The following is a 13,254-nucleotide window of genomic DNA, read 5'->3' as shown; positions in this document are numbered from 1 at the left end:
ACTAAGCCTAATAAGCTTTCAGTCAACCCTCATGGCTCCATGGAACGGAGTATATTTAATCAATTAATATAATAATCGACAAGACATGTGCTCGCTTAATGTAAATATTTTAAATACTGCTGGGGTGCATCAGGTACTGGCCTCCTCCTCACCATGAATGACGAAGGATCCCTTCGGAGCGGCTGACGGCTCCCGCCCTGAAGGATGGGGGTTCTGGCTCCTCTAGGGCAACCCATCATTGTTCTGGAACCGTTTCATGGGTAGGATCATTATATAATGCTTTAAGCCTTATCCACGTATATTGATGTGCCTATAGGAGGGGCTAGGGGTGAAAAAAGTTCTCTACGTGTTTTACGCAGCGTCATTCATGCTTGGAGTGGTTGGGGGAGCCTACTATACGGTTTCACGTGACATAGTGTATAAACATGTAGGCTTGGATTACGTCTTCATGAGCCTCCTCATAGCCTCTGAGACTGTGCCCGGCTTCTTCTCGGTTGTGGGGGGCATGGTAGGCGATGTCATTGGTAGGAGGAGGATGCTATTGCTCGGTGCATTATCCTCAATACCTCTTGCATTAATAGGCTTCACCAGTGTAGAGTTCATCCCCCTGCTAATACTAGTCTATGGTGTAGCGACAAGCATGGCTCAGCCAAGCATATACGGGGGCCTCCTCCACTATACCAACTCCTCTGGCTCAGCCTACTCGTTAATGGGTGTCTCAAACTCCCTTGGATGGGCGGTTGGAGGAGTCCTCGGAGGATACATGGCTGAATACCTACCCTACTCCACAGGCATGCCCCTCCTAGGCATCCTAGCCTTCACAGGCTACATGTTTATCTATGCATCATACCCTGGTGAAGTAGCCTACCCTGGAGCAGGGCTCAGAGATGTGGTTGAAGGCGTGAGGAGGGTTTGGATGCTCTTCACGGTTTCACTCCTAGCCTTCACAGGTACAAGATTCTTCTTCAGCAATTACGTGCTAGTTGTTAGATCCATGTTGGGAGATCCCGTCTTATTCGGGCTAGTGGTCAACACTATACCAGCTTTAACCGGGGCATTAATATGGCCACTACTAGGCAGGGCATCCGATAAGGGTAACCCATCCATCCTTACTGCAACAGCTATCCTCGAGTACGCTTTATTCATTGTCCTCTTCCTCCATATAAGTGATCCACTAGTAGTAGCAATACTATGGGCCTTCCCAATATACCCCCTCCTAGAGCAGGGGTTAGTAATATCGATTTCGAGGAAGCTACCAGGTAAACTACAGTCGCTTGCATCAGGCGTCTTCACCACCAGTATAAGTGTTGCAGGAGCGTTAATACTGGTTCTCGGGGGATGCTTCAACAATATAGCCATGATAGGCTACACGTCACTCTTCATACTCTTCTGTAGCCTGGGATTCTTAATCCTAGGCACATCCAGGAGGAAGTAGCATTTAATTACTTACTCCTGGGCAACCACACCTTTTCATCTTCATGTATGCATCGATAGCAGCGTTTATTAATGGATGCATTACTGGTGAGTATGTTAGCAATGGGTGTGAGCCATGCTGGAGCCCTATGATTAAGTCCTCTATCCTTAGGGAGCCCTGTATAGCTACCGCTATAGTGTTCGTTATCTCTGCTACCTCATTGCAGGCTCCAGCCACCTGTCCACCTATTAGTCTACCATCCTGAAGGAAGAGGAGCTTCACCTGTACCTCGCATCCACCGGGGAACCATACCGGGTGCCTGTTCACTGCTTTAGCCCTTCCAACAATGTATGACATCCCCTGGTTCAATGCATGGGTCTCTATGTAGCCTGCAGCACCCATTACTATGCCGCCTATCCTGGTTACTGTGACCGGTATCCTCCCCATCCTGCTAGGGCTCAAAGCCACGCCTTTAATAGCTGATACAGCCCTCCTAGCCTCCTCGCAAGCCAGGGTAGCTAGCTTTATATCCCTCATGCTACTCGTGAGGAAGTCCCGTTTCACTATGCAGTCTCCTGTAGCGTACACGTATGGCTTCCCTGTCTGCATGTAATCGTTGACGATTACGCCCTGCATCAACACGTCGAGGCCTGCTTTAACCGCTAGCTCTGTATCGGGAACCCATGTAGGCACCATGATGACGACATCAGTCTCCACGATCTCCCCGTTGTCAAGCTCTACACCCTTAACACTTGACTCGCCAAGTATTCTCTTAACCCTTGTATTAGTGTATATCTTCACGCCCTTGGATACAAGCTCCTTTTCAGCTATCTCAGCGAACTCCTCATCAAAGTATCTTGATAAAACATATCTTCTCCTAGAGACCACCACGACCCTTCTCTTAACATGGTCTGTGAGCCCTGGGATACCGCTGAGAGCATCAGCCAGCTCGACTGTTGTCAACCCGCTTCCTACAACCACTACCCTGACTCCGTCACGGTTCACTGCTTTCCTCAGCTCAGCCACATTATCATAGTTCTTCCCTAGAACATACACTCCTTGAAGCGCCATTCCTTCAACCCTGTAGACCTCGGGCTTGGAGCCTGTGGCTATTATCAGGTTGCCGAAGGACACCTCTACACCATTCCTGGTTTTAACAACCCTGTTCTCCGTGTCGACTTCAACTACCTCGTCAACTAATATTTCTACTCCCAACATGGATGCGTAATTGTATGGCATCAAGTAGTCTTCAAGGGGTCTGTTACCGGCTATAGCATATGGGAGCGCGCAGACTATGGGGGTCTTATCGCTCCTAGTTATCATTAAGACACTTAACTCAGGGTAGAGCATCTTAGCTGTTAAGGCAGCTGTGAACCCAGCTGCCCCGCCGCCTACCACGACTACATCATATCTCCTCATGTTAGACTCACCAAACACATATATAGTTATCCATATACTATATACTTCGGTTATATATTGTTTCCAACACTATTCCTCCAAGAGATCCCTCAGGTTCTCAGGGATAGAGGGCTCCTTGACGGGCTCCTCCTCGTAGAGCTTATCCCTTAATGCCTCTAATTGCTCGATTGGTTTACCCATGTACTCAGCAGCGGTGATAACCCTTACACCATGCTTCAACCCGTATTCAACGGCCTCAGCCATTCTCTCCATGTACTTGAGGTCGCGGAGGAGATGGTGATCCACGATGACTGTTTTTGCACCGGCATCAATAATCTTTTTCAAGTTATCGATGCTGGCCTCGAGGCTCTTAACGGAATACCTGTAGCCAAGCATGTATGAGAGGGCTCCGTCAACCACTATGATACCCGGCTTCTCCCCAAGTATGAAGCCCATATGCTCCTCTAGGCAGGGTCCCTCCACGTCACTTGTGTACAGGAATACCTCGTCTCCGCGTCTAATACTCACCTCTACAACGTATCCAAGCCTAGTGCTTGGTCCATGGGGTACAGCCTGACTCATCCTTATCACTGTATCCCCGAATCTAACCATGCTTCCCTCGGCTACATGAACCTCCCTAGCCAGCTCTTTAACCTGCTTAAGGAACCTTGATGCACGGATCCTCTGGCTTACATTGATATTGTTCACAGGGTCCTTCACATAAACGATCTTGTCACGGTATATTTCGAGAGGTATGAGGAAGCCTGGGTCATGATGGTCGTAGTGGTAGTGCGTTATGATTATAACGTCAGCCTTGTACGCTGCCTCCTCGATCTCCCTCCCAGCCTTAACCAGTCTATCAACCTCCCTGGGGTGTGGAGGCAACCCGTATCTCCTGGGGGCTAGTGAGACAGCTGGATCAATATGTATCCTGACGTCACGAGTTGATATGAATGTAGACATCGATCTAACTCCCATACTATCGAAGGCTAGAAGCCTTACCTCCAAGACCCTTCACGCTCACACAGGTATAATCTAGAGTAAACCAGGTATAAAACACTCAGTCAGCCACGGTGAGCAACTTTCTGAGCACTGATAGAGAGGTTGAGAGGAGGGTCAACCCTATCACCAACGAGAGGAGAGATGGCAGTGCTTCACCAGTATAGAGTAGCCATACTGATACAGCTAGGAAGACTATTGATGCAATAAGTAGGATCACGAATGCTGCTTTAACAATATTAGACACCACGTAATCACCAATCTGCTACACTACCTTAAAACAAGTATAAATATTAAAGCATATAGTAGTGAAGCCAGAAGCATGAGTCTACCGGGGATTAATCTCCTCCTATAGTAGACCGCTAGCCCAAGTAGAGCAAGGTAAACCAGTGCATACACGTGTATCTCCATGTAGACATTGATTGAGAGTATGAATGCTAGAATCAGGGATGCATGCCATAATGCATCCTCAACTCCTTCAACACTATGCTCCAATAACCCATTAATCCACGCTAATGCATCTCCCCCACCCCGTATCAGGAGTAGTGAAGTGGCGAAGTATATTGTTAAATAGATAAACGATGATGACCATTCATCGAGGCCCGGCAAGCTACTAGTGTTGAGCAGTAGTGATATCAACGCACCAAAGACCAGGAAGAAAAGCTGAGTGGAGTAAGTCTCGAGGAACACCGCCCTAACCCCTACACCAGGCCCCCTGATCCTATACACGTACTCGAGGAAGCCGGTTGCCACGAGCAGAAGCGGTGAGAGGATTAATGAGGGATCAGGCTGGATGATAGCTGAGAGAATGGAGATCACTAGTAGCATGAACGGGGTTACACCGAGGCCTAGCAGGAGATCTAGTAGCACAAGGGGCAGGAGCAGTATCAGCGTAATAAACAGGTAGATCACTATGCAACCACCCTTAGATCCTCCTCGGCGATAAATGCCTCAACACCTGCCTCACCCACCAGCTTCCCTACAACCACGGCGAGCTCCTTCCCACTTAATCCAGCGTATACATCGTAGTCGAACCTGGGTAAGACCACTACTGCCCCACCGGGTGCCAGAGATGCTACCTCCCTCACTGAGTCAATGCCATCCTCAACCAGTGTTACAGGGTTAGTGACAATGATAACTGAATCATATCTTCTACCGCCAATGTAGGCAAGCACCTGTTTAATGGTTGACAAGGGGATGCCGCAGCCCCCGCCCGGTTGCAGGGTGCTGAGAAGGGAGTAAAATGCCTCACTAGGGTCTCTCCAGGCGTCGAAGTATATCTTCGGCGACGTCTCCGTGCACATCGCAACATCCACGCGGGCCTTCATCGTCGACATGCTCTCCAACAGAGATCGAGCGAGCCTCAGCTGCACGTGGGCCAGGGTGTTCACACCTGAGCCTATCTCCCAGAGCCTCTTACGCATGTCAATAACTAGGAGGATGGAGGGCTTTACATCACCGTAGTCCTCTCTCACCATCAGGTTTCCAGTCTTAGCGTAGTGCTTCCAAAGTATCCTCCTAACATCGTCGCCGGGGGAGTACTCTCTTATATTGGCTAGATCATATTCTCCACTGAAAGAACGACCCTTTACATTGATGCCCGTGATTCTCTCAATACTCTTCAGGACTTCATCAACCCTTGTATAAAGGGGTTGGACAACAATGTGGTCGCGTAGCTCGATTGATAAGACAGCGTAGAAGAATGAAAGCGGGTCAGCGAAAATCAGGCGGAGACCAGGGAGGTCAATCCTACCTGGGGCAAGGGCTTTGACACGGTAGCTCAGAATACTCTTCGAGTATGCTGGGAGGAAAACCGTGAAGACAGGCTTCACCTCCGGCTGAATATACCCCGGGGGATCCTCCACGACGAGTACCCTCGGTATGCTCTTACCGGTGTCATTACTCAACTCCACACCGATCTCAACGCTCTCAAGCTCCAGAATGCTTCTACTAGAGATTCTCCTGGAGACCTTTATCCCATTGATCACTGATAAGGCATCCCTGAACAAGTAGTATTCACTGATGAAGATGAAGACAGCTAGCAGTGATAACAAGTAGTAGAAGTGGTTCATGGATGCGATGGAGTATATTATGGAGATTACAGTGAGTGCAAGGTACACTATACCTGTACTCGTTATCTTCAAGGAGGCTCCACCTTCTCAAGGACATCATCTATAATTGACTCAGGCGTGAGCCTCGACAGCCTCGCCTCACTCCTAAGTATCAGCCTATGGGATAATGCAGCGTATGCAACCTGCTTAACGTCATCAGGTATGACATAGCTCCTTCCCTGCATCAAGGCAAGGCTCCTGGAGAGGAGTAGGAGTGCTATTGCGCCCCTTGGCGAGGCACCAAGCCTGACCATGGGGTGTCTTCTCGAAGCCTCAACTATAGCGACTATATACTTCAACACATTGTCATCCACGTATATCCTCTTGGATAAAGCCATCAATCTGAGCACGGTCTCCCTGTCGAGGACGGGTTTTAAATCATCTAGCACAGCTATCTCATCATACTTCTTCAAGACCTCCACCATCTCATCTATCGAGGGGTAATCTATCACGATCCTGGCGAGGAATCTATCAACCTGTGCCTCAGGCAAGGGGAAGGTTCCCTCGGTCTCCACGGGGTTCATGGTCGCGATCACTAGGAAGGGCTCCGGTAGCTTATACGTGACACCTTCAACCGTCACCTGCCTCTCCTGCATAGCCTCAAGCAATGCTGACTGTGTTTTAGGAGGTGCCCTATTCACCTCATCAAATAAGAGTATATTAGTGAAGATTGGCCCCTTCCGGAAGACGAAGCCCATGGTTTTCGGGTCATAGATGTTCACGCCAATCACGTCCGAGGGAAGGATGTCGGGTGTAGCTTGCACCCTCTTGAACTCTAATCCAAGTGTGGCGGCGAGTGCTTTAGCCATAAGCGTCTTAGCTGTCCCAGGCACGCCTTCAAGCAGTACATGACCCTGTGAGAAAAGGGTTGCAAGGATTATCTGGAGCTCCCTCGTCTTGCCCACGATCTTCCTCTGTATATTATTGATACATTTATCCAATAGTGTCCTATAGTATTCAACCTCCTCCTTGCTGACACCAGTGCTAGTCATTACTGAGAAACCTCCATGCTACATCATAGCTATATCTTGAACCATGTAAATTAATGCTTTCACACCATATCCGCATGTCCTAGAAATATTTTTCTATATTAATATAACCTTAAGAAAACCAAGAAGATCGTAGTTACTGAACGCTACCGTTTCCTGCTCATGGTTTTTCCGGGTCTCCGTGGGCTGGTTTACACGGCTTTCCCTAGCCCCTCTCCACGGCCAGCCATGGGTCTCGGGGCCTGAGGGTCACCGCTAGGCTTATAGGTGTATAAAGTTATAAGGCAGGGAGAACGCTAGGCAGCCTACAACTCAGAAACACATGTCAAACCCTTGACGCTGGTATATCTCGAGACAATGTCTTGTAGCTTTCAGGTTTCAGGCATAACTACCATCTTCACAATATACCTTACCTATATATCACCTCTTCACTCCGTCTCCCAGCCATCAGGGTTTAAGACTTAATATGTGGTATATCTAATATCGGAGGTCACTTAGGATGACATATATTCACCCACCCAGGTATGGGCCTGAATGGGGTAGCGGTGGAGTATTCGGGTTAACCTACTACAAAGGGGTATTATATTATACGTTGTCAATGGAAGGAGAAGCCCACTTCACCCGTGACGATATCGAGGAGATATACAGGTTTCAGCATCTTGGGCCTGGCCCGGCTTCAGGAGGTGATACCTATAATGCCGTGGATGTAGTCGACGACGAGATATTCTTCGGTGGCTGGGTCCACAACCCCGCTGTATTCAAGGGCAAGATGAATGCTTCAGGCGAGATAGACTTCAGGAACAAGTATAGTCATGTCCACTCCTATAACATCAATGAGAGAAGCATCAGGCTACTCTGGAGCGAGAGCATACATGACGAGTACAAGTGGGCTGGCGAGATATCCCAGATAATATATGATCCAGTGAACGATAGACTGCTCCTGGGCAGGGCCGATGGACACGTGAACCTAGGCTTGTACTCCCTGCCGCGTAAAGGCGGGAAGCTGGAGAGGATCAGCGATGTACCCGGGTTAAAGGGCTCGCTTTTCCTCGACTACGCATGCTTCGACATGCAGCCCAACTGGATGACGGGCATCGACGGTATTCAGTGTGTGGATTTATCAAGCGGTAGGCTCATCAAATACGCAGTGGAATCCTGGAGCAGAATATCGGTTGACGGAGGAGGCGTGGAGATACGTGGAAGCGGGTACGCGTTAAGCGCTTACACAAGGTACTACCACTTCTTCCGTGGCGGGGTACTAGTAGGGAACCCGGTGGAGCCCTGGATAGATGAGCCCAGGTTCGTAAGGCTCTTCGACTTCGGTAGGAACCCTTATGCACCGCATAGAAGCAACGCGCTACCGGTTGCAGGGGGGATTCTGGCGCCATTCAACGCTTATACTCATGGCTTCCTCCACGGCTACAGGGAGAGCGATCAAGCCCTTGTCAAATACTATAATACGGTAGTAGGCCCCTCTGTACTAGTGTATATAGCGCCTCCCCAGGCGAGGATAGTGATGGCCCTCGGAGCTAGGGTGACTAGCATGACTAAGAAGGGGGGAAAGGTTATAATAGGGTACTCGACAACACCTAACCTCGGAGGTAAAGACGCTGCACCAGTTGACGCGGGCTTCAAGGGGTTAACTATAGTCAGTGAGGATGAATTATTGAGTAGTCAGCCCCCATCCATAGTATTCAGGGTATATGGGTGGATGGTTGGAGACGGCTTCTTCGGTGGCATACCCTTAACAGGGTACAGGGAGCCTTATCTAGTGGTTTACACGGGTAAGCCGAATAAGCTGTTAATTAAACACTATGACGCGGGATTACCCCCCGAGCTCATAGAGGAGACCAGTGTAGGGTTGAAGGAGGGGAGAAACAGGGTTGATTTAAAGGGGTACTGGGGGATAGTATCATTCAAGCTGGAGGACAGTGATCAAGGGGCAAGGATATACATAGTCCTCAACTAGTCTTTTTTCTAACCCTTAGAACACCGTCCTCCCGCATCTCCTCCACAATTACCTCCTCGCCTGGCGCAATATACTCGTCTGACACGGCCCTCCAGTACTCTCCCTCGACCATTATAAAGCCTATGGATCCAGGCTTTAACTCGTCAACCGTTCTGCCTTTCTTATTAACCGGGAGAAATTCCACGGGCTTCTTACGCCTCACCTTAGCCACCTTATATATAACGGTGCCGAATACCCCGCCTAAAAACAGGGAGATCACTAATATATATAGCCTTAAGACAGTAATATATTCGCTACTCGGCGAGACCCCTGTGGGGACGTAGACCGGTAGTAGTGCGAGTCCCAGTGTCAATAATATTATCCCGCTTACACCAACCACGCCGAACCCGGGTATAACGAAGAGCTCTAGAGCTAGCAGTAATGCTCCAAGCATTATGAGGAAGGCTGAAACCATGTTAGCACTGAACCCGGTGCCCACGAGGCCTAGGAGTAGCATCCCTATCGTCAACGGGAGTATGGCGAGCTTGCCTGAGACGAGAGCGAAGATCGTGGCGAGCATTCCTATCGTGGTAAGTATGTTCGCTATATATGAGTTCGAGAGAATGGATATCATGCGAGACCTTATACTACAGGAGAAAGTCTTCACCATCCCCCTATCTATGTTTAACACGTACTCAGTGTCACTGATTCTCACATGAACCCCCTTCAATGTAGCAAGTAGTTCATCGAAGTTCTCCACCTCTAGATCAGCCACCCCGCTAGCAATGGCGAGGGAGGAGTTAATGGTTAATGCACGGGTTACGAATTCCTCAATTATGGTTTGATTCCTATTACCCCTGCTCGCATAGGTCTTAGCCCTCTCTATTATTGGGTTGAGTATCTTGGATTCATTGATGAACTGTATCTGACCTGTTAATGGATCAACCATCACGGGCTGCATATCGCCTATGGTTGAATACCTCTGTAAGGCAACAATGTTAGCCGGCAGTATTATCAGTGTGGCAGCACTTAAAGCCTTGGTCTCCACGTAGGCTACAGTGGGCGTCTTAGAGTATAATACTGCATCACCTATTGTGAAGCCAGCGTCCAGGAGGCCGCCATACGAGTTTACACGGTAGATCAAGAGTGAGCCAGTGGACTCGGCCTCCCTTAAGGCATCTATAAAGCACTCAGCTACACCAGTGTCTATGGTGTCGAAGGGCGGGGTTATATCGAGTACTATGGCTTGATTTATAGTCCTTGTGTATGCTTGACCATTATCACCACTGATGGAGATGGCTTGAATGAGTAGTGTCACTACGATGACTAGTGTAAAAAATAGTAATTGGTTTCTAACCAATCCAAATACACCTATCCTAGCTAGTTTTTTCCTTCTCTTTCAGAGCCTTATATACTCCAATCATAGAGCCCGTTGATGAAGCCGAAGACTCGGTTACGACGACGAGGGCCTTCTCCCTAGCTATCTCTATCAGGGTCTGTAGCTCCCTCAGCCTTAAAGCTACCGGGTGCTCCTCATACATCTTCGCCGCCTCACCCAGTATCTGGGATGCCTGTCTCTCACCCTCCGCCTCTATGACCCTTGCTCTCCTCCATCTCTCTGCCTCAGCCTGCTTAGCCATAGCCCTCATTAACTCCTCTGGTAGCTCAACAGACTTCAATGTCACAGCCGAGATCTTTATACCCCAGGGCATTGCCAGCTCATCCAGTATACCGGATATCTTCTTGTTTAACTCATCTCTTTTCTGGAGTAGTTCATCCAGTTCTGATTGCCCTAGTACATCCCTTAGAACAGTCTGCCCCAGCATGCTCACCGAGTAATGGTAGTTAGCCACCTTTGTAACCGCTGCCACAGGGTCTAAGACCCTATAGTATATTACAGCATCAACCTTCACGCTGACATTGTCCTTGGTTATTATCTCCTGCTTAGGCACGTCAACCGTTATGATTCTCAAATCTACTTTTAGAAGCTGGTCGATGAAGGGTATGATAAATACTATCCCCGGTCCCTTGGCACCCACTAGTCTGCCAAGCCTGAAGACGACTGCTCTCTCATACTCTTTTATTATTCTTATTGCTGATGAGAGAAGCGGTACGCCGATGAATAGTATTATGACTAGTAAGAGTATTAAGGTGAATAATTCCATTATTACACCTCTATAGTAATAGCTAGTATTCAACTTCTTAATAAACCTATATCTATCTCTATGAACAACCCTTCACAGCCTAGTGTTTTCAATGAATTATTGATAGGGTGGGTTCTTTTATGTCGTACCCTATTTATCATTAAGTATGGCATGCTGACTGGTGGTTGATATGGGTTTAACAGATATGCTTATAGGTTTAATATATTTAAGCATAAGCATCTTAATGTGGTCGCTTACACCGAGCCTGATAGCTATGGATAAGGCTAGGTATAATAGTTTCACGGCCAACGGGTTAAGGGCGTTGCTGGCGGGATTAATAATACTTCCCTTTACAGCTAGAGTGATTCTCCTAGATCCATACAGGTACCTCGTAGCAGGTGCCGTGATCGGTGTAACCGGTATATTGATCGGTGACTCCCTCTACATATTATCGATAAGGAGGCTGGGTCCCGGGTTAGCCGTGATAACATGCTACACTTACGTGATTACAACCCAGCTGTTTAAACAATTAATTGAGCCTGGTGCAGGCATATATGCGACGCTGCTGGCCGCGCTCCTGGCTATAGCAGGGTTATACATTGCTGTACGTAGACAGGTAACGGTTTTAACCATGAATAAGACGGGGTTGCTGGCGGCATTGTTCACGAATATCTCGTGGGCTGTGTGGAGCCTGCTCTCATGGATCTATATCAGACACATGGGCCTTGACGTGCTAGCCTTAACCGCCACTAGATTAATTATCCCGGGTCTAATACTACTAGTCTACTCGAGTAGAATATACTCGTTAAGGGAACTCTTAACCGAGGCGCCGAGAAGGCTTAAGTTCACTATGATTACAGGGGTGACAGGATATATTATAGGGGGGACGGCATACCTGGAGTCCATGAGATACCTGAATGTAGCACAGACGACAATAGCGACTTCACTAGTGCCTGTGTTAAACCAGTTGATAAGCTCCAAGGTAACAAGGAAAGGAGTAACGATGGAGGAGATAGCTGGAACAATACTGGTTGGTGCATCGATAGCGTTGTCAACACTCTACGGTGGCTAGAGATCCCTCACCCTCTTAACAGCGTAGAAGAACGATGAGAGTCTAAGACATGAGGAGACAATGAAGACCAGCCTCATGTACTCTAAACCCATTGAGGCTATGAAGGAGCCGGTCTTAGACGCTATCGATGCCGACACATTGTTAGCGATGCCGAGCATTGTTAGGAAGTATATCCTGTCATCTATGCCGACCAGGTATAAGTTGTAGATGTTGGACATATTATTGAAGAAAGCCCATGAGAAACCAGAGTATATGTTGAAGAGTATTTGCAGAGGTAGGGTCGGCGAGAAAAGATATACGAGTGGGAGGCTTGAAATAGGGAGAACTGCAAGGATCATCACCCTCCTAGGCTTCATCCTGTAATGCATCCTACTCACCACATAGTTGCCCAGTATAGATGCCAGTGTGCTTGAGACATTGCCCAGGGATATCCATGTTTCGTCGCCATGGAATACCTTGATGAGATAGTAGTTCCAGAGCGCGGATGGAAGGTTAACGGAGAACGTGAAGAGGAGCATGAATAACACATAGTTCCTCGGGGCATAAGCATTCATGACGTTCTTGAACTTGGACGCTATTACCAAGGGCCCTATTCTCTGGGGAGGCTTTTTACTCATCTCCCACAGCGATGCCAGGAAGCCTATAGAGATTAAGGCAGCTAGCAGGGAGACAGCATAGCATATTCTGTAGGCTAGCTTCACGTTATTAATGACGCGGAAGATGATGATGCTTAAGATGAGACCGATGAGTGCAGCCGTGGTTGTGAACATATTCACCCTGCTGAACAACCTTATGGACTCATCCCTTGACACAACGTCGGCTATAGTGTCTGAGTAGGCTAGTCCACCAATGGAGCCCGTGTACTGTGCCACTCCTATGCTCAGTGGGAGTAATGGCTTAACCCCTGCCATATCGGTGAAACCGGAGAGGCTCCAAGATAACAGGTTAAGCGATGTAAACGTCTTCCATATGGTTACCCTCCTATCCCTGTACCTGTAGACCAGTGGGAGGCCGGTGAGGTTTCCAAGTGCTATCGCCGAGATATTTATGAAGGTAAGGGATCCAACCTCGTCAACCGTGAACCCTAGTACCCTGATGGCGTATGCCTGGTAGAAGATAGAGGGGAGCGTCACGGCTAGACTGTATAGGATGGAGTGATAGATCCACCTGTTCAACCAC

The 13,254-nt window shown here is 48.4% G+C and carries 12 protein-coding genes; 3 read left to right on the top strand and 9 right to left on the bottom strand.

Annotation, left to right across the window (positions count from 1 at the left end; genetic code table 11):
• Positions 1–328 precede the first annotated feature (328 nt).
• Positions 329–1,435: an MFS transporter gene (locus QXV08_RS00955; protein WP_342786562.1), complete on the top strand. Its 1,107-nt coding sequence runs from the start codon at positions 329–331 to the stop codon at positions 1,433–1,435.
• Between the two features lie 3 nt (positions 1,436–1,438).
• Here the strand turns inward: QXV08_RS00955 and QXV08_RS00950 are convergent, their stop codons facing one another.
• From QXV08_RS00950 to QXV08_RS00925, 6 genes are all read right to left on the bottom strand, one after another.
• Complete coding sequence (locus QXV08_RS00950; protein WP_342786561.1) at positions 1,439–2,833, bottom strand: FAD-dependent oxidoreductase; 1,395 nt, start codon at positions 2,831–2,833, stop codon at positions 1,439–1,441.
• A gap of 69 nt (positions 2,834–2,902) precedes the next feature.
• Positions 2,903–3,820, bottom strand: a complete 918-nt coding sequence (locus QXV08_RS00945; protein WP_342788087.1) for a hypothetical protein — start codon at positions 3,818–3,820, stop codon at positions 2,903–2,905.
• 52 nt (positions 3,821–3,872) lie between these two features.
• Positions 3,873–4,061: a hypothetical protein gene (locus QXV08_RS00940; protein ID WP_342788086.1), complete on the bottom strand. Its 189-nt coding sequence runs from the start codon at positions 4,059–4,061 to the stop codon at positions 3,873–3,875.
• Positions 4,062–4,081: 20 nt separating this feature from the next.
• A complete protein-coding gene (locus QXV08_RS00935; RefSeq protein ID WP_342786558.1) occupies positions 4,082–4,723 on the bottom strand; it encodes a hypothetical protein in 642 nt (213 codons plus the stop codon).
• Positions 4,723–5,955 (bottom strand): DUF58 domain-containing protein, encoded by a 1,233-nt coding sequence (locus tag QXV08_RS00930; RefSeq protein WP_342788085.1) that lies wholly within the window; start codon positions 5,953–5,955, stop codon positions 4,723–4,725. Before QXV08_RS00930 ends, QXV08_RS00935 begins: the two co-directional genes overlap by 1 nt.
• A complete protein-coding gene (locus tag QXV08_RS00925; RefSeq protein ID WP_342788084.1) occupies positions 5,952–6,914 on the bottom strand; it encodes a MoxR family ATPase in 963 nt (320 codons plus the stop codon). Before QXV08_RS00925 ends, QXV08_RS00930 begins: the two co-directional genes overlap by 4 nt.
• 496 nt (positions 6,915–7,410) lie before the next feature.
• Between QXV08_RS00925 and QXV08_RS00920 the strand changes: the two genes are divergently transcribed.
• Entirely contained in the window at positions 7,411–8,880 is a 1,470-nt protein-coding gene (locus QXV08_RS00920) for a DUF2139 domain-containing protein (protein WP_342786555.1), read from the top strand.
• On the opposite strand, the gene QXV08_RS00915 is transcribed toward QXV08_RS00920, so the two are convergent.
• Entirely contained in the window at positions 8,873–10,219 is a 1,347-nt protein-coding gene (locus QXV08_RS00915) for an NfeD family protein (RefSeq protein WP_342786554.1), read from the bottom strand. The genes QXV08_RS00920 and QXV08_RS00915 overlap by 8 nt on opposite strands.
• Positions 10,220–10,235: 16 nt before the next feature.
• On the bottom strand, positions 10,236–11,024 hold the full coding sequence (locus tag QXV08_RS00910) for a slipin family protein (protein WP_342786553.1): 789 nt from the start codon (positions 11,022–11,024) through the stop codon (positions 10,236–10,238).
• Positions 11,025–11,193: 169 nt separating this feature from the next.
• Between QXV08_RS00910 and QXV08_RS00905 the strand changes: the two genes are divergently transcribed.
• Complete coding sequence (locus QXV08_RS00905; RefSeq protein ID WP_342786552.1) at positions 11,194–12,075, top strand: EamA family transporter; 882 nt, start codon at positions 11,194–11,196, stop codon at positions 12,073–12,075.
• Here QXV08_RS00905 and QXV08_RS00900 read toward each other — a convergent pair.
• Positions 12,072–13,250, bottom strand: coding sequence for a permease (locus QXV08_RS00900; RefSeq protein ID WP_342788083.1), 1,179 nt, complete (start codon positions 13,248–13,250; stop codon positions 12,072–12,074). The genes QXV08_RS00905 and QXV08_RS00900 overlap by 4 nt on opposite strands.
• Between the last annotated feature and the right edge of the window lie 4 nt (positions 13,251–13,254).

Source organism: Desulfurococcus sp., from assembly GCF_038881575.1.
Taxonomy (GTDB): Archaea; Thermoproteota; Thermoprotei_A; order Sulfolobales; family Desulfurococcaceae; genus Desulfurococcus.
The sequence above is the reverse complement of the archived record's forward strand: the minus strand, read 5'-3'. Positions and strand labels throughout refer to the sequence as shown.

What these genes read in the sequence shown, in the direction of transcription:
- QXV08_RS00950 (WP_342786561.1), bottom strand. Translation starts at nt 2,833, where the DNA reads ATGAGGAGATATGATGTAGTCGTGGTAGGCGGCGGGGCAGCTGGGTTC.
- QXV08_RS00925 (WP_342788084.1), bottom strand. Translation starts at nt 6,914, where the DNA reads ATGACTAGCACTGGTGTCAGCAAGGAGGAGGTTGAATACTATAGGACA.
- QXV08_RS00920 (WP_342786555.1), top strand. Translation starts at nt 7,411, where the DNA reads ATGACATATATTCACCCACCCAGGTATGGGCCTGAATGGGGTAGCGGT.
- QXV08_RS00910 (WP_342786553.1), bottom strand. Translation starts at nt 11,024, where the DNA reads ATGGAATTATTCACCTTAATACTCTTACTAGTCATAATACTATTCATC.
- QXV08_RS00905 (WP_342786552.1), top strand. Translation starts at nt 11,194, where the DNA reads ATGGGTTTAACAGATATGCTTATAGGTTTAATATATTTAAGCATAAGC.